General features: G+C 37.3%; 25 protein-coding genes. 22 read left to right on the top strand and 3 right to left on the bottom strand.

Annotation, left to right across the window (positions count from 1 at the left end):
* The first annotated feature begins 17 nt into the window (after window positions 1–17).
* The 14 genes from BQ2683_RS04115 (at window position 18) to BQ2683_RS04050 (ending at window position 13,726) form a co-directional block, all read left to right on the top strand.
* Window positions 18–545 (top strand): hypothetical protein, encoded by a 528-nt coding sequence (locus BQ2683_RS04115; RefSeq protein ID WP_069987486.1) that lies wholly within the window; start codon window positions 18–20, stop codon window positions 543–545.
* Between the two features lie 390 nt (window positions 546–935).
* Window positions 936–2,270: a prenyltransferase/squalene oxidase repeat-containing protein gene (locus BQ2683_RS04110; protein WP_069987485.1), complete on the top strand. Its 1,335-nt coding sequence runs from the start codon at window positions 936–938 to the stop codon at window positions 2,268–2,270.
* Complete coding sequence (locus BQ2683_RS04105) at window positions 2,267–4,411, top strand: ComEC/Rec2 family competence protein (protein ID WP_069987484.1); 2,145 nt, start codon at window positions 2,267–2,269, stop codon at window positions 4,409–4,411. The genes BQ2683_RS04110 and BQ2683_RS04105 overlap by 4 nt, the downstream gene beginning before the upstream one ends.
* A 3-nt stretch (window positions 4,412–4,414) precedes the next feature.
* Window positions 4,415–5,461, top strand: a complete 1,047-nt coding sequence (gene holA, locus BQ2683_RS04100) for a DNA polymerase III subunit delta (RefSeq protein ID WP_069987483.1) — start codon at window positions 4,415–4,417, stop codon at window positions 5,459–5,461.
* Window positions 5,458–6,054, top strand: a complete 597-nt coding sequence (locus BQ2683_RS04095) for a ribonuclease M5 (protein ID WP_069987482.1) — start codon at window positions 5,458–5,460, stop codon at window positions 6,052–6,054. Before holA ends, BQ2683_RS04095 begins: the two co-directional genes overlap by 4 nt.
* Window positions 6,051–7,439, top strand: a complete 1,389-nt coding sequence (locus tag BQ2683_RS04090) for an MBOAT family O-acyltransferase (protein WP_069987481.1) — start codon at window positions 6,051–6,053, stop codon at window positions 7,437–7,439. The genes BQ2683_RS04095 and BQ2683_RS04090 overlap by 4 nt, the downstream gene beginning before the upstream one ends.
* A gap of 83 nt (window positions 7,440–7,522) precedes the next feature.
* Window positions 7,523–8,575 (top strand): DHHW family protein, encoded by a 1,053-nt coding sequence (locus BQ2683_RS04085; protein WP_186996725.1) that lies wholly within the window; start codon window positions 7,523–7,525, stop codon window positions 8,573–8,575.
* Window positions 8,576–8,627: 52 nt separating this feature from the next.
* Entirely contained in the window at window positions 8,628–9,392 is a 765-nt protein-coding gene (locus tag BQ2683_RS04080; RefSeq protein WP_069987479.1) for a polysaccharide deacetylase family protein, read from the top strand.
* 10 nt (window positions 9,393–9,402) lie between these two features.
* Window positions 9,403–9,678, top strand: a complete 276-nt coding sequence (locus tag BQ2683_RS04075; RefSeq protein ID WP_069987478.1) for a GIY-YIG nuclease family protein — start codon at window positions 9,403–9,405, stop codon at window positions 9,676–9,678.
* Window positions 9,679–9,829: 151 nt separating this feature from the next.
* Window positions 9,830–10,129 carry a Dabb family protein gene (locus BQ2683_RS04070; RefSeq protein WP_069987477.1) on the top strand — a complete coding sequence of 100 codons (300 nt, stop codon included), beginning with the start codon at window positions 9,830–9,832 and terminating at the stop codon, window positions 10,127–10,129.
* Between the two features lie 353 nt (window positions 10,130–10,482).
* Window positions 10,483–10,896 (top strand): bis(5'-nucleosyl)-tetraphosphatase, encoded by a 414-nt coding sequence (locus tag BQ2683_RS04065; protein WP_069987476.1) that lies wholly within the window; start codon window positions 10,483–10,485, stop codon window positions 10,894–10,896.
* A 104-nt stretch (window positions 10,897–11,000) separates the two neighbouring features.
* Window positions 11,001–11,816, top strand: coding sequence for a hypothetical protein (locus BQ2683_RS04060; protein WP_069987475.1), 816 nt, complete (start codon window positions 11,001–11,003; stop codon window positions 11,814–11,816).
* Window positions 11,817–11,832: 16 nt separating this feature from the next.
* Entirely contained in the window at window positions 11,833–12,669 is an 837-nt protein-coding gene (locus tag BQ2683_RS04055; RefSeq protein ID WP_069987474.1) for a hypothetical protein, read from the top strand.
* Between the two features lie 139 nt (window positions 12,670–12,808).
* A complete protein-coding gene (locus tag BQ2683_RS04050) occupies window positions 12,809–13,726 on the top strand; it encodes an AEC family transporter (RefSeq protein ID WP_069987473.1) in 918 nt (305 codons plus the stop codon).
* 1 nt (window position 13,727) lies between these two features.
* Here BQ2683_RS04050 and BQ2683_RS04045 read toward each other — a convergent pair whose 3' ends face one another.
* A complete protein-coding gene (locus tag BQ2683_RS04045) occupies window positions 13,728–14,018 on the bottom strand; it encodes a sigma-70 family RNA polymerase sigma factor (RefSeq protein WP_069987472.1) in 291 nt (96 codons plus the stop codon).
* A 209-nt stretch (window positions 14,019–14,227) separates the two neighbouring features.
* Here BQ2683_RS04045 and BQ2683_RS04040 point away from each other — a divergent pair, with 209 nt between their 5' ends.
* The 5 genes from BQ2683_RS04040 to BQ2683_RS04020 all read left to right on the top strand — a co-directional run bounded on the left by BQ2683_RS04040 (window position 14,228) and on the right by BQ2683_RS04020 (window position 19,023).
* Window positions 14,228–14,599, top strand: a complete 372-nt coding sequence (locus BQ2683_RS04040; protein ID WP_069987471.1) for a helix-turn-helix domain-containing protein — start codon at window positions 14,228–14,230, stop codon at window positions 14,597–14,599.
* A gap of 12 nt (window positions 14,600–14,611) precedes the next feature.
* Window positions 14,612–15,061 carry an ImmA/IrrE family metallo-endopeptidase gene (locus BQ2683_RS04035; protein WP_069987470.1) on the top strand — a complete coding sequence of 150 codons (450 nt, stop codon included), beginning with the start codon at window positions 14,612–14,614 and terminating at the stop codon, window positions 15,059–15,061.
* Window positions 15,062–15,451: 390 nt separating this feature from the next.
* Window positions 15,452–15,727: a hypothetical protein gene (locus BQ2683_RS04030; RefSeq protein WP_069987469.1), complete on the top strand. Its 276-nt coding sequence runs from the start codon at window positions 15,452–15,454 to the stop codon at window positions 15,725–15,727.
* Between the two features lie 162 nt (window positions 15,728–15,889).
* Window positions 15,890–16,663 (top strand): 23S rRNA (guanosine(2251)-2'-O)-methyltransferase RlmB, encoded by a 774-nt coding sequence (gene rlmB / locus BQ2683_RS04025; RefSeq protein WP_069987468.1) that lies wholly within the window; start codon window positions 15,890–15,892, stop codon window positions 16,661–16,663.
* Between the two features lie 14 nt (window positions 16,664–16,677).
* Window positions 16,678–19,023, top strand: coding sequence for a hypothetical protein (locus BQ2683_RS04020; RefSeq protein WP_069987467.1), 2,346 nt, complete (start codon window positions 16,678–16,680; stop codon window positions 19,021–19,023).
* A 674-nt stretch (window positions 19,024–19,697) separates the two neighbouring features.
* Here the strand turns inward: BQ2683_RS04020 and BQ2683_RS04015 are convergent.
* Entirely contained in the window at window positions 19,698–20,213 is a 516-nt protein-coding gene (locus BQ2683_RS04015; protein WP_069987466.1) for a GNAT family N-acetyltransferase, read from the bottom strand.
* A 161-nt stretch (window positions 20,214–20,374) separates the two neighbouring features.
* Window positions 20,375–21,715, bottom strand: coding sequence for an immunity protein Imm33 domain-containing protein (locus BQ2683_RS13795; RefSeq protein ID WP_069987465.1), 1,341 nt, complete (start codon window positions 21,713–21,715; stop codon window positions 20,375–20,377).
* Window positions 21,716–22,011: 296 nt separating this feature from the next.
* Here BQ2683_RS13795 and uvrC point away from each other — a divergent pair, with 296 nt between their 5' ends.
* The 3 genes from uvrC to BQ2683_RS03995 all read left to right on the top strand — a co-directional run bounded on the left by uvrC (window position 22,012) and on the right by BQ2683_RS03995 (window position 25,577).
* Window positions 22,012–23,832, top strand: a complete 1,821-nt coding sequence (gene uvrC / locus BQ2683_RS04005) for an excinuclease ABC subunit UvrC (RefSeq protein WP_083256368.1) — start codon at window positions 22,012–22,014, stop codon at window positions 23,830–23,832.
* Window positions 23,833–23,846: 14 nt separating this feature from the next.
* Window positions 23,847–24,518 carry an HD domain-containing protein gene (locus tag BQ2683_RS04000; protein WP_069987464.1) on the top strand — a complete coding sequence of 224 codons (672 nt, stop codon included), beginning with the start codon at window positions 23,847–23,849 and terminating at the stop codon, window positions 24,516–24,518.
* Between the two features lie 411 nt (window positions 24,519–24,929).
* On the top strand, window positions 24,930–25,577 hold the full coding sequence (locus tag BQ2683_RS03995; protein WP_069987463.1) for an Ltp family lipoprotein: 648 nt from the start codon (window positions 24,930–24,932) through the stop codon (window positions 25,575–25,577).
* Window positions 25,578–26,044: the final 467 nt, after the last annotated feature.

Below are 26,044 nucleotides of genomic sequence, written 5' to 3'. Positions count from 1 at the left end.
AGAGAGGGAATCGAGTAATGAAATTAAGCCAAAAAGTTGCTTTAGGTGGTATGGTAACTGCTTTAAGCATAGTATTGATGTTTTTTACGGGGATTTTTCCATTTGCCATGTTTGCCTTGCCCGGAATTGCGGGGGTATTATTGGTACTCATTGTAATGGAACTGGGGCGCAAATATGCGTTGGTTGTTTATATCGGCGTATCCATCCTTTCCATTTTTATTTCACCGGATCGAGAGGCAGCACTGTTTTATATTATTTTATTAGGGTATTATCCAATTTTAAAATCAGTATTGGAGCAGATACCTTCTCGTATTGTAGAATACCTATGTAAGCTACTTTTAATTAGTATTGTAACAGTAGCGGGATACTTAGCCGTAGTATATCTGTTCGGAATGGAAGATATTGAGACTAACCCCTGGCTGTTGGCGGGCGGTTTTGTATTTGTGATTATTACATTTTTTATTTACGATTTAGCAATTACGCAGCTTGTACAATTGTATCAAGAGAAGTTCCGGAAACAGATTTTTAAACGCATTTTCAAATAATCAAAACATCGAAAGGGAGGCCTTTCGATGTTTTTTTACGATTGGTTTCCCATTTAAAAAATATATCCAAATTGTTGTTTATGCGTCTTATCAAAAAGTTTAATTTGTTTTATTCGTATAAGAGGATATCAACATCATTTTTGTCCTAAATTATAAGCAATTGTTTTGTTCTGTAATGATAAAACAGTAAATTTTTTTTGTTTAAATTTATGCAAATAGCTAAATATCATGTTTGTTTGAGCCCATCTATAGAAAAAATAAAAAAATATTGTATAATAAAAATAAGGAGAAAAATCGTTTTTATAACAGAAACATTGTAAAAATGAATGATAAATTGACATTTTCGCCGTACTGGTATGGTATTATGATGAATCAAAGGGGGGGGATGAAATGATAAAAAGATGTTTGGCATGCTGCCTAGTTTTTGCCTTATTCTTTTGTTTTGTTACTCCTGTTTTTGCGGAAACAGAGTCTTCTGAGTCCAGCTCCTCCATGGCTTCTTCCCAGCCAGAATCTACGATAGAATCCAACAGTTCTTCCGAGCAAACCAGTTCTTCTTTAGAATCTAGTTCTTCCCAGTTATCTTCCACAGTAGCTTCTTCTAGCCAACAATCTTTTCAGAATTCGACAACAACTTCTATTCTAGACCGTTCTTCTAGCCAGAAGGAGCCTGTTTCCAATAGTGGAGGTTTTGATGGGTTCGAGAATCAGGACGAAGCTGGTTTTCATTGGGATGACCAGATGACCGCTGCCTTGAATCGAGCAAGTACTTGGCTGGGCTTAAACGAGAAAGATGAAACTTATTTAATTGTGACTGGAGTTTGTGGAACCACAACGGATGTTGCTACCGCTACCAAAATGAAACAGAAAATTGTGGAACGCAATGGGGAATACCATCAGGCGTTCCTTTTAGAGCAGGATATTTTAAGCCTGGTATTTAGTGGATTAAATCCAAAAGACTTCCAAGGTCTTGACCTCATTCAAGTATTATACCAATACCCTGATTTGCCAACAGAAGGGGTTTATAGCATGGCGTTTGCTTTAATTGCATATGATAGCAATGATTATAGCTTGTCAAGGAACGCCAGAAATTCTCGAAAACGTCTAGTGAACTGGTTGTTGGAAAGCCAGAACGAAGATGGCTCTTTTGGAATGCCGGGTTCTGAAATTCGGGATACCGCTACAGTGTTAACGGCATTGTCCAATTATGTAGATCAAAAAGAAGTGAGTGACGCTGTCCGAAAAGGGCTTGTCTATCTACAGGATACTCAAAATAAAGATGGCGATTTTTTACAGGATGGAATAGCATATTCTGAGAACTTGAGCTATGTTATGATTGCGTTGAATTCCTTGGGAATATCAGTGAATGACTCCAGGTTTGCTCAGAATCATCAAAACTTGATGGATCGTTTGCTTGCGTATCAAGGGTCAGATGGAGGATTCTCGGTTCAAATAGGTGAGGAAAGTACGGTTCGTTCTACAGGACAGGCTATTTTAGCTATGGTGGCAACTCAGCATCAAATTAATCCGTATATCCAGCAAAATAACCTAAACTATCAATCATCAAGTGAAGGACAATCCGATGGAATGTCAATTCAATGGATTATAGCAGTTGTAGTTGCTGTTTTGATGATTGTCGGTATAGTGGTTGTTATTTATAACCGCAAAAAGAAACTGAGAAAACTGCAACAACTGGAAACGGAGAAAGAGGAAACAAAAAAATGACACGACCAATGTTAAAACTAGGTGGCGGTTTTGCAGCTGGTTTATTGGTTGCATCCTTTTTTAGTGGAAAGCTGATTTGGATATTGGCAGTTTTGCCAGCATCCATCAGCTTTTTATTTTACTTTAAGCGAAAATTTCGTCCGTTCTGTCTATTTTGTTTTTCTTTGGCAGTTGGAGTGGCATATTTGGGGTTTTATCAAGTATTTGTGTACCAGCCAGCTGTAGCGTGGGACGGAGAAACTGTTCCAGTAAAAGCGGTAATGTATGATTGTACAGAAGACACGAATGGAACGATGGAATATTTATTCCGTGTAAAAGAAATTGATCACAAAAAAGTTGCGGGCTACTATTATTTACGCAGTAATACCTCTACTCAATTGCCCTGTCAATATGGGGATATATGCCAGTTTACTGGAGAACTAGTACGGATATCAAAATCAAACCAGTTGACAATAGATGACCAAGCAAAAACGAAATATTTTTTCTTGTCCACAGATTTTGATGAAGTACAGGATTTTGAAGTAGTATCCCATAACCGTTTTTCCTTCCAAGCGATGTTATTCCAATTAAGGGACCGTATTATACAGGTATTTGAAGAACATTTGCAACCCGAACAGGCAGCAGTTTTATCCGGTATGCTATTGGGGCAGAAAGAAAAGATACCCTATTCTGTCACAGAATCCTTCCGACTAGCTGGATATTCCCACATGTTAGCGGTAAGTGGTTTGCATCTTTCGATTTTAATGGCATTGATAATAGGGACTTTAAGCAAAATCCGTGTGCCTAGAAAAGTTTCTTCTTTATTAGGAATTGTTTTTATCTTTTTATTTGCGCTGCTAACGGGTTGCTCCCCATCAGTTGTCCGTGCCGGTATTATGATGGGGGCAATTTTAATTGGAAAGTTAATGGATGCTAAAGCGGATTCGGTCAATTCACTGGGCTTAGCTGCTGGGTTAATTTTAATCATATCTCCTTTTTCTATTTTAAACCTCAGTTTTTTGCTCTCCTTTTCCGCAACATTTGGATTGGTGTTGTTGGCACGTCCGCTATCAAAACGGATATTTGAAAAAATAAAACTGAAATCCAGTTTGGTCCGATTTTTGGTGGAAGGGTTTAGTGTTGGGGTAAGCGCAACCATATTTACGATTCCAGTAATTGTTGCGTCTTTTTCTCAGTTCGTTTGGGTTTCCCCGATTTCCAATTTATTAGCAATTCCGTTGGCGACTGTTATTTTGTGTTTTGGCTTTTTTATCGCTATTTTAGGATTGCTTCTGCCACAGGTATCCTTTTTATTGGCCCCTATTTGTTATTTGGAAAATGCTTCTATTTGGGGGTTGGAACAGCTGGCAAAACTATTTTCCCATGTACCGCCTATTCCGTTGCATTATGATTTTGTCCAGCTCTGGTGTGTTTTGAGCTTGGTGCTAGTTCTTATTGCCGTAGGGATTCATAAAAATAAATTCCTTGCATTGGTCGCTTGCGCTTCGGTTACTTGTTTAGTAGCTGGAGCGGTATCCTATCAAATTACAGTTTCCAATCAAATGATAATGGCTATTGTGGATGGAAGTTATGGGTATAGTGTAATACTTCAAAAAGATGGTACCACTGTGTTGTTGAACTGTGGAGGATATCAGGGAGGATATCATACCCTTTCCTATTTACAAGGCAAGGGTACCCAAAAAGTAGATTTGTTGGTTTTAACAGATGCCAATAAGAAAGAAGCGGCAGGAGTTCCATTTTTATTGGAGAATCAACAGGTGGATTGGATATGTGTTCCGGAAGAAGGAACAATGCTCGGCGATATTATGCAATCTGACCTGAGTAATACTCGTGTAGTAGAGGATACTTCTATCCAAATCAATCGGGATGATTTTTGTTTGATTTTGGATAACCAGTCTGTTTTTTGTAAATGGGGAGAGGTGACGGTTGCCATGGGAAATTATCCTCCAGTACCGGAAGGTGAAATCGTAACATTTTATTTAAAAAATGGGAAAACTACCAGGAAACCCGTGGATTTTTCTGTGAAATATGATATAATTTTAGAGAATAACCAAGTGTTATTGCAAAATGGTGAAACCGTATATCAAACGGAATCCAACTTAGTGGAATTGGTCTGTGATGAGAAGGGACAGGTGAAATAAAGGATGCCTTATATATCGGATAAAGAGCTGGTGAAGCAGGTTCGTCAAAATCAATTTTATTCTGTATACTTTTTGTATGGGCAGGAAAATTACCTGTTGGAAAAAACAGCGAATCTTCTGTTCCGAAAAGCGGTTACTGGTCAACCACTATTTAATTTTGTAAAGGTAGATGGGGCAAAAGCGACTTTGGAGCAATTGTCCAACGAAGTGGAAACACTGCCTATGATGTCAGAACACCGTTGTATCGCGGTGGAAGATATGGACTTAGAAAAATTAGGGAAATCACAACTGAAACAGCTAGAACAGATGATTCAGGATTTGCCAGAAACCACTATTTTGATTTTTTGGTATCCTGGACGGGAAGTTATATTAAAAAAATCCAGCACATACCGTAATTTTTCTAAACTGGTTGAGAAAATTGGTTGTGTAACTGAATTTGTGTTAAAAACCCGTTCTGATCTAGTAAAAATCCTTTGCAAACAGGCAGAAAAATTGGGGAGTGCTATCAGTACAAAAGCGGCATATGATTTGATTGACCTCTGTGGGACAGAGCTAAATTCGTTATTACATGAACTAGATAAGTTGGCCTTTTATGCTTTGGGGAGAGAAATTACTAGGGATGATATTTTCCAATTAGTGACCCCCAGTGTAGAAAGCTCTTCTTTTGACCTTGCGAAAGCGGTACTACAAGGACAATATCAAAAAGCATTTCAGATTTTGGATAGGCTGTTATCCCAGCAACAGGATGAGATATTGCTTTTATCTGCTATGAATACTTCTTTTTTGGATATTTATCGTGCCCGAGCAGCACAAAGCGCAGGGCAGAATGAAGATGCGATCTTACAGGCGTATTCTTATAAAGGCAGGGAGTTTCGGATGAGGAACGCTATGCGGGATTGTTCCCGCTTTTCTATGGGGCAGATAAAACGCTGTTTGGATTGCCTGATGGAAGCGGATATCAAGTTGAAATCTTCCAGGGTAGACCACCGTATTATCTTGGAAACAGCAGTTGGTAAAATGATTCTGGCTAGGCAAGAGGTGAAGGGATGATTCATGTAGACCAAGCAATCGTAGTGGAAGGAAAATACGATAAGATAAAATTAAAACATCTAGTGGATGGCTTGGTAATCCAAACAGATGGATTCCGCATATTTAAAGATCGGGAAAAATCCGCCTTGATTCGGAAACTGGCGCAAACGCAAGGGGTAGTTGTATTAACCGATAGCGATACCGCTGGACTGGTCATCCGCAATTATATCCAATCCATTGCCCATGGTGGACGGGTTACCAATGTATTTATTCCCGAAATTTTAGGGAAGGAAAAACGGAAAGAAAAGCCCTCTAAAGCAGGATTCCTGGGAGTGGAAGGAATATCGGATGAAATTTTGCGGAAACGGTTGCAACAGGCAGGGATAGGATGTGAACAGCCTATTCAACGGACGCCAGTGACAAAATACCATTTGTATGAAGATGGTCTAAGTGGTGGGGGAAACAGCAAAAATAGAAGAAAATGGCTGTTTAAACAACTAGGTTTGCCAGAATATCTTTCCACCAACCATTTGTTGGAATATTTAAATCATGCTGTGGGATATGAGGAATATCAAAGATTAATCCAGCTGTTAAAACAGGAGGAAAACCAATGATTTTTTCCACATTTAGCTTTCTATTCTGTTTTTTGCCAGTATTTTTTCTGATTTATTATCTACTCCCAGCTAAAGTGAAAAATTACTGGATTACCTTGGGCAGTATTCTATTTTACTCTTTCGGGGAACCTATTTATATTATTTTACTGGTAAATATCGCAATTGCCAATTATATCATTGGCCGGTTATATACCAAATTTCAAAAGGATAACAGGGCAAGGGTTGCATGGTTGGTAGTAGGGCTGGCGATTAATTTAGGAATTTTTATTTCCTGTAAAATTATGCCGGATTATATTAGCAGCTATGTAAAGGTAACTACGGTTTACCATATTCCATTGGGAATTTCTTTTTATATTTTATCCTGTATTTCTTATTTAGTAGATATTTATTGGGGAAAAGCAACCATACAAAAAAATTTTATCTCTTATTTTGTATATCTTGCTATGTTCCCAAAAGTGCTGGCGGGACCGGTAATTAGTTACCAAAATTTTTCTGGACAGCTTGAGAACAGGACAATCTCTTTTTTCAATATTTCAGAAGGGATTTTATTATTTGGTAAAGGGTTGGGGAAAAAGGTTTTATTGGCGGATAACCTGTATCCATTGTGCAGCCAGATTTTAGCGGCAGACGATAGTTCCCTCTCTATTTTAACAGCATGGTTGGGAATATTGGCAATTATTTTTCGTTTCTATTTCGATTTTTCCGGCTATACCGATATGGCAAGGGGATTGGCAAAGATGTTGGGATTTTACTTGCCACGTAACTTTCGGGCTCCCTTTTCCTCCAGGAGTGTGACAGAGTTTTGGCATAGATGGAATATATCCATAATCCGCTGGTTCAAACGGTATATTTTTTATCCACTCAATGGTATCCACAAAGGAAAACTGTGGTTGGTATTCAATCTTTTGATTGTAATCGCAGCTTATTGCTTTTGGCGTGGTTTTGGATGGAATGTGATAATAGCGGCAGTTTTTTATGTTACTATTTTATTGGGGGAACGGTTTGTTTGGGGCAATTTTTTAAAAAAGATTCCCCGGTTCTTAGGGCAGTTTTACACCTTTTTCATGACGGTATTTGTGTTTGTTATGTTATCCCACCCCAATGTAAGTTCTGCACTTTCCTATTTAGGGGTTATGTTTGGTTGGGGGCGTTATCCTTGGATCAATAACGAAACAATCTATTTTTTTGCATCCTATCTAGTTATCTTACTAATTTGTATCTTTATCAGTAGCCATTTTTTAAAACATTACAAAGAGAGCTTATACCTCTACTATCCAAAAATTTACCATCTTTTAAAGCCAATGGTCATTTTTATCATATGGATTTTTAGTATTGCTTTTTTAATGAATAGCAATACTATCCCCTTTTTATGTTTTACTTTGTAAGGAAGAAGTGAATTTTTATGAGGCACAAATTAATCGTGGGGCTCTTTACCATTTTAATTTTGTTTCCCACAGTTGGTTTTTTCATGAGGAATTTAAAAAATAGCCAATCAGCTGAGTTTCCTTTGCCTTCTGCGACAAAAGTTGTAAAAGGGAATTATGATGACCAGGTGGAAGAGTATTTAAAGCAAACAATTCCAGGGAAAGATTGGCTGTTGGGATTAAAAACAAAAGCGATGATTTTAATTGGGCAAAAAAAGATTAATGGGGTCTATTTGTCGGGAAACCGTTTATTAGAAGATCCACAATTGCCTTCTAACCAGGCCGTAAATTCGATGAAAGATTATATCAATGATTTTTCCAATCAGTTTAACGGGCAGTCCTACATTACCCTTTTACCCTCCGCAGCAGAATTATATAAAGAGCAGATACCATCCTATATTCCCAGAGAAAATGAAGTGACTTTTATCAATAGTATGTATGCGAAAATGGATCCCTCGATTACCTGTTTGGATTCTATTACCCCGTTAACCGCAGCAAAAACAGAACAGATCTATTATAATACTCAGGATAGTTTGACCAGTTTAGGGGCTTATACTTTGTATAGTTACATTGCAAAATCCCTTGGTTTAGTGACGACAGATTTATCGGATTATAGTATTGAACATGCCTCCGACTCGTTCCGAGGAGACTTATACGAAAAAACGCGGTATGAAGATGCCGCTTTCGATAATATTGATTTATACCACTATACTAAAAAAGAACTGCAAATACAAGTAACCGAAATAAATGGGGGCAGCGCTTCTACCCAAAACTCGATTTATTATCCAGAATATTTACATACATCAGACCAGACAGATGTTTTTTTAAAGGGAAGTTCTGCACCAGTAACCGATATTGTCACCAATAACACCGAAGGAAAGAAAATGCTGATTTTTGGAGATGAAAATGCAGGAACACTGGTACAGTTCTATCTGCCCCATTGTGAACAGATTACTGTAGTAAACCTGAATACCTGGAATACATCTTATCAGGATTGTATTGACCTTGATTCTTACCATACTGCGTTGTTCCTTTACTCTGTAAATTCGTTAAAGGAGAGCTCTCAGTTTGTAAAGCTAAAGCAGTTTTTTGAATAAATGGAATGGGGACAATCTAAAGCCGCATAAACTGGCATGGGAGTGATAGTTTATGCGTATTCTGTTAGGCGGAAATAAGAAGTTTTATTTTTCTTTGCTACTGATCATTTCATTGGCACTGGGAATGGTAGCAGGTATCTTTTTTTGTTTTTTTTATTCAGATGCGAAAGAAAACCGTTTGTTGCCAGTATATCAAGTGGAAACATCTGAAGCAAAGGTCGCTTTGACATTTGATGTGGCTTGGGAAGACTCTGATTTAGAAGAAATTTTGGATTTATTAGAGAAATACGGAGCAAAAGCAACCTTTTTTGTCACAGGTGATTGGCTAGACCGGTGTCCAGCGGGGGCGCAATTGATTGTGAACTCTGGAAATGGGTTACAAAACCATTCCAATACCCATCCCCATATCCAAAAACTATCTACGGAAGATTTGTTGCAGGATACCGTAAAATGTGCTGAAAAAATACAGGCTTTTACGGGAAAACAGCCCGTTTATTATCGTGGTCCGTATGGAGAATACAATAATACGGTCATACAGGCATTATCTGATTATCAAGTAATCCAATGGAATATTGACAGCAAGGATTGGAAACTGGATGCAACAGTGGAGAGCATTACTCAAAATGTCCTTCCGAAAATGACTAACGGTTCTATTTTGTTATTCCATGTGGATTCGAAAGCAAAACAAACAGTGCCTGCCTTACAAAAAATACTTCCGGAAATAACAAAGCAGTACCAGTGTGTCTTATTAGAAGATTTGGTATTAACGGACCATTACCGAATTGACCACACAGGAAAACAGATTGCCACTACTTAGGAGAATCAAAATGGAACAAGCTAATTTTGTTTATATCTTACAGTGCAGAGATGGAAGCTTGTATACTGGTTGGACCTGTAATCTAGAAAAAAGGGTTGCTGTCCATTCTGCCGGCATGGGGGCAAAGTATACCCGTTCCCGCCTTCCGGTAAAATTGGTCTATTGGGAAAAATGTAATAGCCGTTCCGCTGCTATGAAACGGGAATATGCAATCAAACAGCTTTCGCGCCAGAAAAAGCTAGAACTTATCCAGAAAAATTGTTCTTATGTAAACGTTAATAAATAGTACATAATTTTGGATAACTTGAAAACAAACTGTAACAGGGAGGAGAAATCCCCCTGTTTTTGTTGTATTTTGGAATTTTTCTTGTTATAATAAGTAATAACAAAAATGCCATTTGTGGGTTTATATGAAATGAGAAAGAGGTCTGTGTTATATGGTGAAACATTTCGTGATTTGGAAATTAAAAGATGCTTTTACTGTGGATCAAAATATTGACCATGCCCGTAAAATAAAACGCAGTTTAGAGGGGCTAAAAGGTCAGATTGACGGTTTGGTTGATATTAAAGTACAGGATGAGTTGCTGTCATCCAGCAGCGGTACTGTATTGTTGGATACGACTTTTGTGGATGAAGCCGCTTTAAAGGCATATCAGACCAATCCAAAGCATTTAGAGGTTGCTTCTTTTGTCCGCTCTGTTGCACAGGAACGGTTAAGTGCGGATTATGAGTGTTAATAGGTTATGAAAAAAGAACATAGAATCAAAAAGGCGTAGTATTTACTGCGCCTTTTTGCAACGTCAAAAACGATATCGATACCGTTAGTATCTATTTCATTTATTTGTAGGACGCATAAAATTGGTTTTTCTAGGTAAGCTGTTCCTCTAATATTCCGTTTATAGTAAAAAAGAATTTATCATGGGGAGGAATCATTTTTATGTATATGGATACAATAGAAATAATTGTGTAATGATAGATATTTAGAAAGAATATTTGCTCCATTATTAAATTTTTTTCAAAATTTTAAGACTTTTTCCTTGTGGTGTGTTATAATAATTATGATTTATCTTATAGGATTGGAGGAAGTTGTATGAATTACGAAAAATCTTGTGGCGCAATCGTTTTTCGTAAGTTCCATGGGAATATTGAGCTCCTTTTGATTAAACACGCCAATGGAGGACATTGGTCTTTTCCAAAAGGCCATGTGGAAGCTGGAGAAACTGAAGTGGAAACCGCTATCCGGGAAATAAGAGAGGAAACAGGGATTGAAGTAATGATTGATCCTACCTTTCGTGAAATTGTTTCTTATTATCCAAAGCGCGATATTAAAAAGGATGTTATTTATTTTATTGCAAAAGCAAAAACCTACGATTACACTCCACAAGAAGAAGAAATTTCCCAAATTAAGTGGGTGGAATTGGACCGCGTCCACCAGCTACTTACCTATGATAACGATAAACAGCTGGTAAACAAGGCCCGTCAGATTATGAAAGATAGCTTTTAAGAAAAAGGCAGGCGTTCCGCCTGCTTTTTTACTAATTGGTAGCCATTCTATTTTGGCTGGTAAAATCCAAAATGATTTTTAGAAAATATAGGAGTTTATTACATATGAAAGACTTAAACCTAAATCAGGATGCAGCTTCTATTGTAAAGGAGTATTGTAAAAAATCCAATTTGGTAACCATTTTGGTGGTATTTGTTGTATTGGCAGTAATACTTGGTTATATTTTTACCCTTCATTTTTCCAGTAGTTTAATTCTTATCTATCTGCTGTTGGCGATTGGAGCGATATATTATAAAGCATATCACCGCAACCAATTGCGGTTCCAGTTAAAAACTATTTTATATGAATATTGTGACCCTGAAAAACAGATGGCAGTTTTCCAAGCGGTTCGTCCCCATATTTTTGGTCAATATTTAAAAAGGGAATTGGATTTGGATAGAATCCAATGCCTTGTTGTCATGGAACGGTTTACCGAGGTGGAAGAAGAATTGAAAAAAATCCAGGAAAAGAAACTTTCTAGCGCCTCTAAAATTTTTTATTATAACTTATATTCCAACCTATACTTTCATCAAGGAAATGCGGAAGGAATTGAGGAGCTAAAACGGAAAATTAGAGAGTTAGAACAGAAACGAAAAAATAAAAGGGTATCTCAACAATTGGCGCCAACAGCATTATTATTGATGAATACTCATCTGGCGCATTTAGAGGGAGATATTGACACAGAAAAAAGAAATTTAGAACGTATTTTAAGGGATGCTTCTTATCCATTTCAAAAAGTAAAGTTCCATTATGAACTAGGCATGTTGGAAGTAAAATTAAGTGATAATTCAGAAGCAAAAAGGAATTTACAATATGTTGTAGACCATGGTAAGGCTATGGTACAGGCGCAAAAAGCGGAACAAATTCTGTCGATGTTATAAAAGGGAGAGAAGAGCAATGCAAAAATTATCTTTTGGGCGCAAGGTATTATCTGTTTTTCTGACAATATTGGTTCTTTTGGATGGTATTGTATTTTTGAATATTACAGCGGTTAGAAACTCTTTATCCAGGGATGCTGTACATACAGCAATAGAAGAAGTCAACCTTCCAGAGAGAATCCAGAACGCTCTTTCCAATGATCCTGTTTTTTCCCAGATTACACAGGAACAATGGGAAAATGTGTTGAATTCATCTGGAATCCAAACATTAGTTGACCAATATGGAGATTATATTTCTGATTATTTATTGTATCAGGATGAGAGCAATGCAATTACAGCGCAGAGTGTAAAAACAGCGTTGCAACCAATGCTAGAAGAATTATTGGACGGTGTTTCTTTTTTATCGGATAGTATGAAGCAAACGATTATAGACAGTATCCCTTATGAAAGCATTGCAGAAGTGTTTCCTTCTGCTTCCTCTCAACTTCCAGAAGAGGCAACCCAATTTATGAGTACTTTGGCAAGCCAAACTGCTTGGGTATTGTGTTTGGTTTTATTAGCAGTATTTGTGTTAGCCCTGGTTTTTTCGGCTGGACCAAAACGTATTTTAACTTACTTAGGTACAGGTGTGCTATTATGTGGAGGATTTTCTTTGGCAATCGGAAAATTCGCTATTTTATTTATGGATGGTATGTCCAGCAATCCGGTATTTCCAATTGTTTTAAACCTGTATGACCAACAGATTAGCCTATTAAGTTTTATTACCATGGTATCCGGTGTTGTAATGTTAATTGTGGGTATTATCCTATGGATGATTTTTGGAAGTAGAAAACAGTCTTATTATACATTCCGGTAGTGCATCACAAGAAAAAATCCCAGATGGTAGATCAATCTATCCTCTGGGATTATTTTTGATTCCAACACTTTAAATATTAGGTAAAAGGTGATTTTTGTTGGGTAATAAAATATTATGAAAAAATGGGAAGGAAACGAATATGGGAACAGTATTGCTAAAAGCGTTTGGACTAGTATTTATTATTGCTCTGGCTTATTTTTTAAAAAAGGTAGAATTCTTTAAGGCAGAAGATGTAAACCTGACATCAAAAATTATGTTTAACCTTACACTGCCAGCGGCGGTCATTACATCATTTGCCCATTATCAAAACGATTATTCCCTATTTTTACTTTGTTTTGTTGGATTTGGCTGTGGAGGAATATTACTAATAGTAGCTTGGATAATATCACGCCGCAAATCGGATGAAGAACGCATCTTTTATATGTTAAACCTGCCAGGTTATAATATCGGGTGTTTTACAATGCCGTTTGTCCAAAGTTTTATTGGACAGTTTGGAGTTGTGGCAACCTGTATGTTTGATATGGGAAACTCCATTATTTGTACTGGTGGCTCTTATGCGGCAACCTGTGCTGTAATCAATAATGGAGAAAAGACTACTGTAAAGAGTATATTGAAAAAGTTATTTTCCTCTATACCATTTGATGTATATTTGTTGTTGATGGTTACCGCCCTATTAGGATTTTCTATCCCTGATGGTATAGTACAGGTAACTTCGACTATAGGGTCTGCAAATAGTCTGATGGCGATGTTGACAATTGGACTGATGTTTGAGTTAAAATCTAACCGTCAGCACGCTAAAAAGGTAGTTCTTTCCCTATTAATCCGTTATGGGTTTGCAGTGGTTACAGCACTGATATTTTATCATTGTCTGCCATTTTCGTTGGAAGTGCGCCAGGTATTAGTAATTATATCTTTTGCTCCTATCCCAGCATTGGCACCTGTATTTACCGCAAAATGTGGTGGAGATACCGAAATTGCGGGGTTGGTAAATTCTATCAGCATTTTAATTAGCATTGTAGCAATTACTGCATTAGTCAGTGTAATGGGGCTTCAATAAGCTACATCATACTGTATTGTAAACAGGTCTTTAATTTATGGACAGCAGCCCTGCGGATACGGGAAATAGTCGATTTATTGTTATGAAATATCCGTGCGATCTGCACGGTGTTTTTATTTTGGAAGTAATATAGTTTAATTACCTGCTGTTGTTTTGGAGTTAATTCTTCCTCCATAGCTTTAAATAGAGCCTTTTTTAGCCGTAAAAGCAGTTCTTGATTTGTCTCATAATCTTGACTAAGTTGAAACTGTTCAGGCAATGATAGAATATCATAGGATAATTTTTGTGTCATATCGGTACCTCCTGGAATAAAATAAATCGTTAGGAAACCTGATTGAGATCGAATTGTCTTTATTAATTTACACAATATGTGTTTTTAATATCATAACACACGGTTTGTGGATTGTCAATAATTTCAAGAACAAATGTTCTAAAATAGATTGAAAAAATAATTTTATTATGTTATGCTAATAATTGAACTTATAAACTGGGGGAAATGTAATGCTAGGGGACCGAATCAAACAATTAAGAAAACAGCATAAATGGACACAGGGAAATTTGGCGGAACAATTGGGAATCTCAAAAAGTGCGGTGGGGATGTATGAACAAAACCGCCGACAGCCCGACCATAAAATTTTATTAAAATTAGCCGATGTTTTTGGGGTATCGACTGATTTTTTGTTAGATGGGAAAGAATCCAATAAAATGGAAAATATGGATGATTTAGCAAATCAAGTAAGAACAATGCTGTTGGAACATGACGGACTGATGTTTTGTGGGGTTCCATTAAATGCGGATGATATCAATAATATTGTGACAATTGTAACAGATGCTACAAAATCTGTTTTGGAAAAAAAAATGGGGGACCAATAGGAGAGATTTAATATGGAGCAAATTGAACAAACTGTGGTTAGTTTGCTTACTGAGTATAAAACCCGTAATCCGTTTGAATTGTGTAATGAACTAGGTATAACGGTAGTCTTTCCAGAAATGGCGACCCATATTAAGGGGTTTTATACGAATTTAAATGGGATTGAGATTATTTATTTAAACTGTAATTTACCAGAATGGGAACAACGTGTGGTGTGTGCCCATGAATTAGGGCATGCATTATTACATCAACACATGAATAGCATGTTTATTACCTACCATACGAATTTGAATTCTGGTAGATATGAAAATGAGGCGGATTATTTTTGTGCTTGCTTATTGTTGGAGGACGAATGGTTTCAACCAAATTCAGAGTTTTCAACTTTGAAACAGATATCCGCTTACTCAGGGGTAGAATTAAGATTAGTAGAAATGAGAGCAAAAGCCTTGATGGCGGAAAATTAGAGGAATAATAGCAATGATTGCTATTATTCCTTTTTCTTTTGCAAACAAGTTATATTAAAAATAGTAATTTTTCCTGTTTTTTCTTGTTTTTTTGTTTGTTAAGCCTTTTTAAAAAATAAGAAAAATTTTTAAATAAAATCCTTTTTTTGTACTATACAAATAGTAACATTTGGATTTTTCAGTTTTTTCAACAGCTATTAACAAAAATAAAAATAGCGTATTTTCAAGGTTATCAACCTTTTCAACTAAGTTTTCAACGAATAAATTTTTGAAGTTATCAACTTTTTCAACTGTGTTTTCAACATGGTATTGACATAAATTTAATTACAAATCGTATAACCTCTTTTATTTTGGTCCAAACTTTTGTTAGATACAACTAGGAGGGATACAATGATTAAAGGGGTTAATCGAAAAATTGTGGAAATTAACAGGACGGGAAACGATTATTTTGAAAAGGCGATTTTATTTATAAACCCACAAAAATCCTATTCTTCTACCCAGCAGATTTACCAATGGGCAGAAGAATATTTGGATAGTATGTTGGAATCCGGTAGTAAACAAAATCGGTTAAAAAAGTGGTGTCAAAAACACTCTGTATGGAAATGGGGAATTATTTTTTTGACAGGGCTTTTGCTCGGGTGTGGTATTATGCTTTTATTTTTTTAATGATGATAATAGAAAATTCCATAGTTTGGTTGTAAAAACTTTGACGAAATAGGTGCAAAAAATAAGACGATATGGTATAATAAATAAAATAAACTGAAATAATGGGGAAGTATTTTTCCCTTAACAATATTGGATAGATCATAATGACAATTGGAGAGGACTATGGAACAGACAAAACGGGAGCAACATGATGTTATTACAGGCAGAAATGCCGTATTAGAAAGTTTAAAATCCGAGCGGGAACTAGATACGATTTATGTGGCTAAAGGCGAACGAAATGGCAGTATTTCTCAGATTATTGCACTAGCGAAAAAAAAGAATATTGTGGTAAAAGAAGCGGATAGCCGTAAACTGGACTATTTAAGCGAAGGAAGTAATCATCAAGGGGTTGTGGCAATCCCTTGTGCAACCTCTTATGCTAGTGTAGAGGATATTTTAGCTGTCGCAGAACAAAAAGGGGAAGACCCTTTTCTAATTATTGCGGATGAAATAGAAGATCCCCATAACTTAGGAGCGTTAATCCGTACCGCAGAGGCTGCTGGCGCTCATGGGATGATTATTCCAAAACGGCGTTCTGCATCTCTGACTCCAATTGTGTATAAAACATCAGCAGGAGCTGTTAATTATTTGAAGGTGGCGCGTGTTACCAACCTAGCGTCAGAGATGGAACATTTAAAAGAGCGGGGAATCTGGATTTATGGCGCTGATATGGATGGGCAAAACTGGTGTGAGACCGATTTTTCCGGTGGGGTAGCTTTGGTAGTAGGCTCAGAAGGGAAGGGAATTGGTAGATTAGTCCGCTCCAAGTGTGACGCTGTTGTTTCCTTACCAATGGAAGGCCAAATTAATTCTTTAAACGCATCGGTTGCGGGCGGTATTTTAATGTATGAGATTACCCGCCAACGGCTAAAATTACAAGCAAAGAACGTGAAATAAAGGTTGTGATGCAAATGGGCTCTACCAAGAAAGAGGAATTGTCGTTTGAATCCATGCTTAGGGATATTGAAAAACAGACCAATAATCTTCCAGAGCAGAAAACAGCCATCCCAGAAAATAGGATGGAAGAGGAAAAGATGGATTCAAAATCAAAGGAAAAGGAGAAAACAATCTCCAAATCGGAAGTCGCGTATTCTGTGCGAGAGATTATGGGAGAGGAAACGCAAAACCTTCCTGGTCAGATTAAATTTGACCTGGAAAAAGAGGAGCAAAATTCTCATTCAGAACAACAGAATAAAAAATTGGATAGCAAACAAAAATTGCAAGAATTTTTGGAAAGTACTACGGATATTTACAGTGGTAAACACCGTACTATTGTGACTTCTCACACAGCTACCATCCATAAGATTACTCCAGAAGAAGTAAATCGATTCCGCAAATTTGATCTGGCAGAAAGCCAGGTGCTGCGATATAAAGAATTTAAAAAGCTGCGCAAAGCAAAAGCCGCCCAATTTGTATTGGATACCGAACCGGAACAAAAACGGGATCCAGAAGATAAGCCAAACCAGGAGGTTCAACTTCCCGAGCTGGATCTCTATGAAGATGAGCCAAAAGAAGAAGCGGAATTGGAATATAATCAGCCTTCCGATGCTGCTGAGGTGGAAAACCGTTTAAAACGAATGAAAAAGCACAGTTTGTTGCGTTTGCTTGGTACGGCAGTGTTGGGGCTGCTAAGCCTTTATCCACCAGTTGCCATGCAGTTTAACCTGCCTATTCCACCAGTATTTACAGTGAATTCTTCTATTACTTATTTATTAATCTATCTTTTATTTGGATTAGGTGCGATATTTATTAATGTTCCAACTTTTATTTCAGGGTTAAAATCATTTAAGTCTTTGGCTGTGAATCGGGATACCTTATATACTATTCCAATGCTGGTTACGATTTTACAGGATTTATTCTTGCTTATTGTGGGTAGCGATGTACTGGAATCGAACCCCAATGTATTTTTATTGATGCCACTGGCAATATGGGGACTTGCTTTTCGGCAATTAGGTCAGTTCATGACAACACAGTTGGCAATCAAAAATTTTCCGTTTGTTTCTTCCACCCAGTACCAACAGTATGCCAGTGGTACGATTGAAAATAATGACCTTGCAGCGGCGTTTACCAAAGGGACAGTAAACCGGAAACCTTATGTAGGATATAATCGAAAAACCGGCTTTTTATCGAATTTTATTTACTACTCGTTTTTAGAGGATATTACAGACCAATTTAGTTTTTATCTTGTTCCAGCAGGTGCGGGGCTTTCCCTTGTTCTGGGAGCCGTTTGTGGATATATGGCCAATAGTTTTCCAGTCGGAATTACTGCGTTTACAGTGGGGATTTGTATCAGTGCCCCGTTGTGTCATCTGTTTTCGGTTGGTATTCCAATGTTACTGGCACAGAAAAAGCTTTCCCGCCATTCCGCTGTTTTATTAGGATATGAAGCCGTACAACAGTTTGGAAACTTAAATGCGGTACTGACATCTGCCCACGATTTATTTCCAAAAGGGACCGTTGTGTTACAGGGAATGAAAAGTTTTTCCCATTACTCAATTGACCATGCAATTATTGACGCGGCTAGTGTATTAAATGCCTCCAACAGTATTTTACGAGATATGTTTATGGAGGTACTACTGGGAAGGGAAGACCTATTAAAGCCAGTAGATAGTGTCGTGTTTGAAGATACTATGGGAATTTCTGCTTGGGTAGATAACCGTCGAGTGATAATCGGAAACCGGGAAATGTTAATAAACCATAATATTGAGGTTTTATCAGAAGAAAAAGAACGGAAGTTATGTCCAGAAGGCTGTGAAATTGTTTATATTGCGGTGTCCGGTATTTTGTCAGCAGCATTTATCTTTAGTGTGCGTGCGAATAAAGAAGTCCGTAACAGCTTGGAACAGTTGATTTCCAATGGTATTTATTTGGTAGTGCAAACGGTAGATCCTATGGTAACCCAACAAAAACTTGCCCAGGTTTTTCAGGTGGATGAAGAGGTATTTAAAATATTGCCTGCCCGGTTTCATGAACCTTACCAGAAACAAACTGGAGAAGTGGAAAAGGACGATTCCCCAGTTGCAAATAATGGACGTTTTTCTTCTTATGTAAAAGCTGTTTTAACAGCAAAACGGCTGCGCCCTACTATTTACCTGCTTATGACTTTATCCGTTGCCAGTATCGTTTTTGGCTTGGTAATCCTATTTGTTTTGGGCTCACTAAATTCCCTTGGGGATTTTAACCTCTTAAACTTATTAGGGTATGAACTGGTTTGGGCAGTAATAGCAGCATTGATTGCGCTGATAAAGCGGGCATAATGGAAGTATAGTATATTCTAATTAGAAGAAAAAATCCCATATTAAAATATAAATGGAGTTTCTTATCATAACGGATGCTTTTCATCTGTATTGATTTAGAAAAAAGAAAAGATAATAAAAATCTCCTGTGGTAGAATGAAATTTCCACAGGAGATTTTGTTATGCCAATGAAAAATAGGTCAGTTTGCTGGATAAAAAAATAAATTTATATTTGTGTGAATTATTACTTTTAGTATATAATATAGTTTAGAATTATCTGATAGGGTTTCAATAAATCATGGACTTTATTTATTATTAAATTACAAAAATATCCAATTTTAATTTTGGGTTTTATATAGTGATTTTTATTTCAATAGAAATTTTTCATTAGTAGGGTATTATTGGAATACTATTGAACTTAAAAAGTATATCATTCGCTGTTCCTCATTCTACAATTGATGTTAAAGAAAATCTGGACAGTATACAATTCTATTCTAATCAATATTGTCAATTTGAGAATCAATCTGTTGTAGAGAGGTTTTTGTAGAATACCTTGATGAATTGTTTCCTATGGATTGCAGCTATTAAAACATTCGATTACATCAGCCGGATCATGGCAAAGATAGATTTGAAAAATTGTTTGCTGTATTAACTAGAAAATAAATTTTCTCTGGAATAAGTCAGATAAAATGGGGTTATTCCGAAAAACAGATTGTTCCTTCCTGGCAAGAAAGCGCATTAGGAACCAATTCGATTCCCAATACAAACTGGTCTGGGATTCCATTGGTATTATGGATGCCAAATTCGGTTGTTTGACGGAATCCAAATCTACAATAATAATCTGGGTTTCCCACCAAAAAAGCGGCGGTATATCCCATGAGTTTAGCCTTTTCCAGCCCTACTTTTAATAGTTTTTCTCCTATCCCCTGATTGCGGTGCTCTAATTCCACACATAATGGGGCTACTAGGATATGTTCTTGCCATTTTCCTGATTTTGTTTGTATTAATTGTTTCGTAAGCATAATATGACCAATTAGTTGTCCATCTTTTTCTGCTACTAGCTCCAATTCTGGCAAATAAGCACCTGAATCTCTTAGGCGCAAAACAAAGTCCTGTTCTTTGCCATCACTTACTTGAGCTGTTTGGAATGCTGTTTGCACCAATTGTGTGATCGTTGGGGCTTCAAATTGAGTTGCTTGTCGTATTACCATGGGTGAGGTTCCTCCAATTATGATGTTTATTTACAATAAATTTTATTTTACGATTTAGTAGTTATTATGGGAGAATAGATGAGATGGAAAAAGGAAGAAAAATAAGAAAAAATCTATTTTCGTTTGTCTAAGCCTATTTTATTGGTTTTGTGGTAAACTAGCTAATTTGTTATTTCTATACATTTTTGAAAAATTCCATTTTCATCCCGGTAAAATGCGGAACCATAAGCAGAATTTAATAGTGGGATAATATCCGGGTCATAGTTACAGATTGTGTTCAAATCGTAGCGGCTCATATATTGCTGGTTTGTCAGGTATTCTTCTGTTTCATCGCCGGCTAGAAAGCACCATCCACTATCTAATTGTTTGTCATTTGGAGCGATGCGATAACAATACCCCACCTCATAACCTTCAACAGTGATACGGTCAGATGCGATGCAAAGGTCTGGTCCTTCCCAGTTTTCCAACAAGGGCTGCAATTCCTCTGGTGAAAGCAATAATGTTTTTCCTTCATTGTCCCCATGAAGGTTAGGACGATTTAAATGGACATATTCCAGTTGTTCCCCTGTAAATTCTTTCAACAGTTCATCTGCGCTGTGTTCAATTTTAAACTGCATTTCTTCTTCATAAAGTGGAATAACTTGATAAAAGTTAATTTCATCACCATTTGGCAAAACACAGCAACTAGCATCTGGTGGGAAAGCCCCTGGATTTAACAGCATGATACCGGATAGTTGGGTATTCTCCGCAAATGGGCCTCCGTTTGGCACAGTATGGCCCCATCCCAGCCAAGTATCCTGTTCACCAGGGAGACGGGCTAAAATTTTAAGCCATCTTAAAGGCCAGTACCATTTTTCATCACTATTTTGAATCTCCCAGTCAGGAGGCAGGCAGATCATTAATTCAGCGCGTTCTAGCTTTTTTTCTGCCAGTTCTAAAGGGACATTCATCTGATGGGCGCCCATCCCTAAGGTAACTAACTTGTAATAATCCTGACTTGGAGTTGGAGGAATAATACAAATATCTACATGGATATCTGGAGAAATCAATTCGTGGAATACATGTTCATAACTACCAAAATAGTTGGAAATATGTCTCTCCACTGTTTCCATTTCTTCCTCTGTATAAAGTTCTGGATCATACTGTTGCTGTTCCATTTCCTGTTGACACCAGGTAAAAAAGAGTTTGGCATCCTGGTCATCTGGGTTATCTTTTAGCACCTGCTCAAATTCTTCCATAGCCAGTGGGATTTCATCTAAATAATAATAGGCATATCCCATCCGAAAATGCCATAAGGGGTCAGATAGCCCTTGTATTCGGATCGATTGCAACAAGGTAATTGCATCTTGGTATTTTTCTAAATTATTATAAGCTCTTGCCAAATGGCTTATCATATCATAATCCCATTTTTCTTTTGGAATCGCTTTAATAGCATCTACAATTTTTTGGTATTCATCTTGTTCATGCCATTCCTGTAATTGTTTTAATAATTTACTGCCCATTTTTGTTTCTCCTATCTAATTTCCTCGAAATACTGTTTTAATCATAACATAGATATCATGGGAAACAAATAGATAAACTGCTAAATAATTATGATGATATTTTGTAATATTAACCAAAGAAAAAGAGAAAATAATTCCATTGGCTGCATGATAGCGAGTGAGAAGATAAATGTAAGGAATGTTAGAGAATAAAATGAAAAAAATCATGAAATTATGAAAACCGGGTTTCTTTTCCTTTCCAGAATATGATACAATAGTAAGGACAGTTCCCTTTATAACAAGGTGGGTGATATTTTATGGAACGGATGGAACGGCTTCAGGAAAAAGCGAGGCAATTAACAGATAAACCAGGAGTTTATCTGATGAAAGATAATATGGGTGAAGTAATTTATGTTGGAAAAGCAAAGCGGCTAAAAAACCGTGTTTCCAGTTATTTTAGAAAAAACAGTTCCCATAATGAAAAAGTGCGGAAAATGGTCAGTAATGTACAAGATTTCGACTTTATTGTCACTGACAGTGAATTTGAAGCCCTGGTATTGGAATGTAGCTTGATAAAACAATACGACCCAAAATATAATATTTTATTAAAGGATGATAAAGGTTACCATTACATCAAAATATCTTCTGACCCTTATCCCAAAATTACTTCAGAAAAACAGCATACAGGGACAGGGACTTTTATTGGACCCTATACCAGCTCCATGGCAGTAAAACAGACAGTAAATGAGGTAAACAAAGTATTCCGGCTTCCTACCTGTACCCGAAAATTTAATTTTCAGCGCAATACTCGTCCTTGTTTAAACTATTATATCAAACAATGTGCAGGGATTTGTTTGGGCAAAATATCAGAGAAAGAGTACCAGGAAACCATTCGGCAGGCAGTTGACTATATTAAGGGGGGAAGCACCCAGTCGATTGAAAAACTGACCAAAGAAATGGAACAGGCGTCGGAACAATTGGATTTTGAGCGTGCAATCCGGATAAGGGACCGTATTCAGGCAATCCAGAAAATTTCTGAGGACCAAAAGGTAATTTTGGGAAACCAAAAACAGATTGATGTCATTGCGATGGCACAGAATGGCACTACAGTCTGTTTTTCCCTGTTAAAATTCCGGCATGGAAAAATGGTGGATAAAAGTGATTTTATTTTTGATGATGTTTATGACCCTATTGAGGTGAGAAATGATTTTATTTCCCGTTATTATACTTCACATCCAGATTTTCCTAAGATCGTTTTAACAGATGAGGTGAATATTGACCAATCCCTTTTAACTGATTATCTCACCAAATTGGCTGGATATAAAGTGGAAATTCAAGTACCACAGCGGGGGGAAAATCGAAAGCTGGTACAGATGGCAATGAGTAACGCAGCAGAACAGCTTTCCTATAAAGTAAAACGTTCTGGACGCGCTATCGCTGCCTTGGATGAGCTAAGCCGGCTATTGGGGCTTTCTTCTACACCCGAAATCATTGAAGCTTATGATATTTCCAATCTGGGGGATAGCGGCATTGTTGGAGGAATGGTTGTGTTTGAAAATGGCCAACCAAAAAAATCGGATTACCGGAAGTTTGCCATTCATTCTACCAATACCAGGGATGATTATGGTTCCATGCGGGAAATGTTAGAACGGCGGTTTTCCCGTTATCAGACGGAACAAGGGGAATCCTCTTTTGGTAGGCTGCCAGACCTTATCCTATTGGATGGGGGAAAAGGCCATGTAGCTGCGGTAAAAGAAATTTTCCAGAAATATGGGATTGACGTCCCTTATTTTGGAATGGTAAAAGACGATAAACACAGAACCCGAGCGATCGCCAAAGAGGGTGGGGAAATCTCCATTGCCGCCTATAAATCGGCGTTTCATCTGCTGACCCGGATACAGGACGAAGTCCATCGGTATACTATTTCTTATCAACGGAATGTGCGGAAAAAAACCATGTTGGAGATGGAGATTACCCGAGTAAAAGGGATTGGGGAGAAAAAAGCCCTGGCAATTTTAAGACATTTTAAAACAAAAACAGCATTATATAACGCAACAGTGGAAGAACTTTGCCAGGTGGCAAAAATCAAGCCGGAAACGGCAAGGGAACTTCAGTTATTTTTGGAGCAACTAAAGTAAAAGGAGAATAAAAAATGGAATGCAGCAACGTGACATTTGAACAAATCAAAAACAGCCCGGAAATTCAAACTTATATTAAAATGGAAGACCAATCTTTAAAAGCCCTTGGATTTACCGAACATGCCTTTGCCCATGTGACCAGAACAGCGGAAAACGCTGGAAATATTCTGAAAGAGATGGGATATTCTGAGAGAGAACAAGAACTGGGGAAAATAGCAGGGTATATCCATGATATTGGAAATATTGTCAACCGGATAGATCATGCGCAAAGTGGGGCGGTAATGGCATTTCGTATTTTGGATAAAATGGGGATGACACCAGAGGAAATTTCGATCATTATTTCCGCCATTGGAAACCACGATGAAGGAACAGCGGCTCCAGTAAACGCGATTGCGGCAGCGCTTATTTTAGCGGATAAAAGCGATGTGCGGCGTACTCGTGTCCGCAATCGGGATTTAGCCAGTTTTGATATCCATGACCGGGTCAACTATGCAGTAACTCAATCCAGCCTAAATTTTTCCGATGAAAGCGATAATATTATTTTGGAATTGACCATTGACACGGACATTTCCCCTGTTATGAGTTATTTTGAAATTTTTATGGACCGTATGTTGCTATGTAATAAAGCCGCTGCTTATTTCCATAAATCGTTTGGACTTGTCGTAAACAAACAGCGTTTGTTATAATATAAAATTTTGATTTGATCACCTCTGCTTACTTTTTATAGCAGAGGTGTTTTTTATAGTGGGATTGTTCCTTTTAAATGGTGCATAGTATAAGCTTGATATAGAGTCTTAGAAAACTATGAGTGTTGGCATAGTAAATATATTGGAAAAATGTAATAATATTGTGGGTTTATGGGGGAAAAGCCGATTTGTCATTGGCTGAGCATAAGGTTGTCGTAATGTAATATTTTAAGAAATGGAATTGGTGATGGCTTCACTTTATCACAACTTACAAAACAAGTCGAAAAAAGTCGTTTTCCTTCTGCTGTTTTGTAGAAAAATCTCCTAATAATTTACTTTTAGGAAATACTGGTGTATTATTATAATATAATTTGCCGTATTTCTCAGCGGCATAGGAGAGGAATGAAGATTATGAAAAAGCTTTTTGTATTGTTATTTGCTATAATCGTACCTTTATCATTGGCGGCCTGTGACACAGGGACAACAGCAACTGGAGAAGAATCATCTAATTACAGTACGGATTATGCGGATGTTTTCTCGATGCTTGAGGATACTGTAAGCAAAGCATCTCAACCAGAGGTTACCCAAAGCGAATCTGGGAGCCAATCGGCAAATCCTGCTGACCAAATGACGATTGGACAGAGAAATGCCCTCGAGTCGGCAAAATCCTACTTGTCTTTTTCCGAGTTTTCGTATACAGGACTGATTGAACAACTGGAGTATGAAAAGTATTCCCACGAGGACGCAGTATATGCTGCTGACCATTGTGGCGCAGATTGGAATGAACAAGCTTTAAAATCAGCGAAATCTTATCTGGAATACTCTGCGTTTTCCTATACAGGGCTGATTGAGCAGCTGGAATATGAGGGGTTTACAAACGACCAGGCAACCTATGGTGTGGACAATAGCGGTGCGAATTGGAATGAGCAGGCAGCAAAATCAGCAAAATCCTACCTGGAGTACTCTTCGTTCTCAAGGGAGGGGTTAATTGAACAGCTTGAGTATGAAGGTTTTACGCATGAACAGGCGGTTTATGGTGTGCAGCAAAACGGGTATTGATATTATAGTTAAAAATGCACGATAATATTTCCAATATTACAAAGATAACCTTCCATACAGAGATGAAACTGGATGGATTTTAAAGTATTGGTCACCAAGAAGTTTTCTAGTGGAATCGTTTCATCAAATAGATGTAATGGGCGGAGATACTAAAAAAGTATCTTCGCCCATTGATTTCTGCCTATAGGCTTAAAAGACCTTGACAAAATGAGAACCTTTTACAGATGGAGATTGCATTTTGCTTGAGAATGGAATAAAAAATTTAGGAAAATCAATTTAGGGATTTTTGTATACATTTTTCCCACATAAAGGTACGGAATGACTACCCAAACTGGTTTACCAGTAGCAGAGCAAGCAATGCGATGGTAGTCCTCCAAACCTCTTCCAGAGGTAAGCAAGTACTGAACCATCTGGGAATGGAGCAAATCACTAGTTTTGATTTAAAAAGAAAAAAGCTCCATATCACA

The organism is Massilioclostridium coli, from assembly GCF_900095865.1.
In the GTDB taxonomy this organism is placed as follows: Bacteria; Bacillota; Clostridia; order Oscillospirales; family Ruminococcaceae; genus Massilioclostridium; species Massilioclostridium facile.
The sequence above is the reverse complement of the archived record's forward strand: the minus strand, read 5'-3'. Positions and strand labels throughout refer to the sequence as shown.

Excerpts from the sequence above, each read along its gene's own strand:
- BQ2683_RS04115 (WP_069987486.1), top strand. The coding sequence starts at position 18 with ATGAAATTAAGCCAAAAAGTTGCTTTAGGTGGTATGGTAACTGCTTTA.
- BQ2683_RS04110 (WP_069987485.1), top strand. The coding sequence starts at position 936 with ATGATAAAAAGATGTTTGGCATGCTGCCTAGTTTTTGCCTTATTCTTT.
- BQ2683_RS04105 (WP_069987484.1), top strand. The coding sequence starts at position 2,267 with ATGACACGACCAATGTTAAAACTAGGTGGCGGTTTTGCAGCTGGTTTA.
- holA (WP_069987483.1), top strand. The coding sequence starts at position 4,415 with ATGCCTTATATATCGGATAAAGAGCTGGTGAAGCAGGTTCGTCAAAAT.
- BQ2683_RS04095 (WP_069987482.1), top strand. The coding sequence starts at position 5,458 with ATGATTCATGTAGACCAAGCAATCGTAGTGGAAGGAAAATACGATAAG.
- BQ2683_RS04090 (WP_069987481.1), top strand. The coding sequence starts at position 6,051 with ATGATTTTTTCCACATTTAGCTTTCTATTCTGTTTTTTGCCAGTATTT.
- BQ2683_RS04085 (WP_186996725.1), top strand. The coding sequence starts at position 7,523 with ATGAGGAATTTAAAAAATAGCCAATCAGCTGAGTTTCCTTTGCCTTCT.
- BQ2683_RS04080 (WP_069987479.1), top strand. The coding sequence starts at position 8,628 with ATGCGTATTCTGTTAGGCGGAAATAAGAAGTTTTATTTTTCTTTGCTA.
- BQ2683_RS04075 (WP_069987478.1), top strand. The coding sequence starts at position 9,403 with ATGGAACAAGCTAATTTTGTTTATATCTTACAGTGCAGAGATGGAAGC.
- BQ2683_RS04070 (WP_069987477.1), top strand. The coding sequence starts at position 9,830 with ATGGTGAAACATTTCGTGATTTGGAAATTAAAAGATGCTTTTACTGTG.
- BQ2683_RS04065 (WP_069987476.1), top strand. The coding sequence starts at position 10,483 with ATGAATTACGAAAAATCTTGTGGCGCAATCGTTTTTCGTAAGTTCCAT.
- BQ2683_RS04060 (WP_069987475.1), top strand. The coding sequence starts at position 11,001 with ATGAAAGACTTAAACCTAAATCAGGATGCAGCTTCTATTGTAAAGGAG.
- BQ2683_RS04055 (WP_069987474.1), top strand. The coding sequence starts at position 11,833 with ATGCAAAAATTATCTTTTGGGCGCAAGGTATTATCTGTTTTTCTGACA.
- BQ2683_RS04050 (WP_069987473.1), top strand. The coding sequence starts at position 12,809 with ATGGGAACAGTATTGCTAAAAGCGTTTGGACTAGTATTTATTATTGCT.
- BQ2683_RS04045 (WP_069987472.1), bottom strand. The coding sequence starts at position 14,018 with ATGACACAAAAATTATCCTATGATATTCTATCATTGCCTGAACAGTTT.
- BQ2683_RS04040 (WP_069987471.1), top strand. The coding sequence starts at position 14,228 with ATGCTAGGGGACCGAATCAAACAATTAAGAAAACAGCATAAATGGACA.
- BQ2683_RS04035 (WP_069987470.1), top strand. The coding sequence starts at position 14,612 with ATGGAGCAAATTGAACAAACTGTGGTTAGTTTGCTTACTGAGTATAAA.
- BQ2683_RS04030 (WP_069987469.1), top strand. The coding sequence starts at position 15,452 with ATGATTAAAGGGGTTAATCGAAAAATTGTGGAAATTAACAGGACGGGA.
- rlmB (WP_069987468.1), top strand. The coding sequence starts at position 15,890 with ATGGAACAGACAAAACGGGAGCAACATGATGTTATTACAGGCAGAAAT.
- BQ2683_RS04020 (WP_069987467.1), top strand. The coding sequence starts at position 16,678 with ATGGGCTCTACCAAGAAAGAGGAATTGTCGTTTGAATCCATGCTTAGG.
- BQ2683_RS04015 (WP_069987466.1), bottom strand. The coding sequence starts at position 20,213 with ATGGTAATACGACAAGCAACTCAATTTGAAGCCCCAACGATCACACAA.
- BQ2683_RS13795 (WP_069987465.1), bottom strand. The coding sequence starts at position 21,715 with ATGGGCAGTAAATTATTAAAACAATTACAGGAATGGCATGAACAAGAT.
- uvrC (WP_083256368.1), top strand. The coding sequence starts at position 22,012 with ATGGAACGGATGGAACGGCTTCAGGAAAAAGCGAGGCAATTAACAGAT.
- BQ2683_RS04000 (WP_069987464.1), top strand. The coding sequence starts at position 23,847 with ATGGAATGCAGCAACGTGACATTTGAACAAATCAAAAACAGCCCGGAA.
- BQ2683_RS03995 (WP_069987463.1), top strand. The coding sequence starts at position 24,930 with ATGAAAAAGCTTTTTGTATTGTTATTTGCTATAATCGTACCTTTATCA.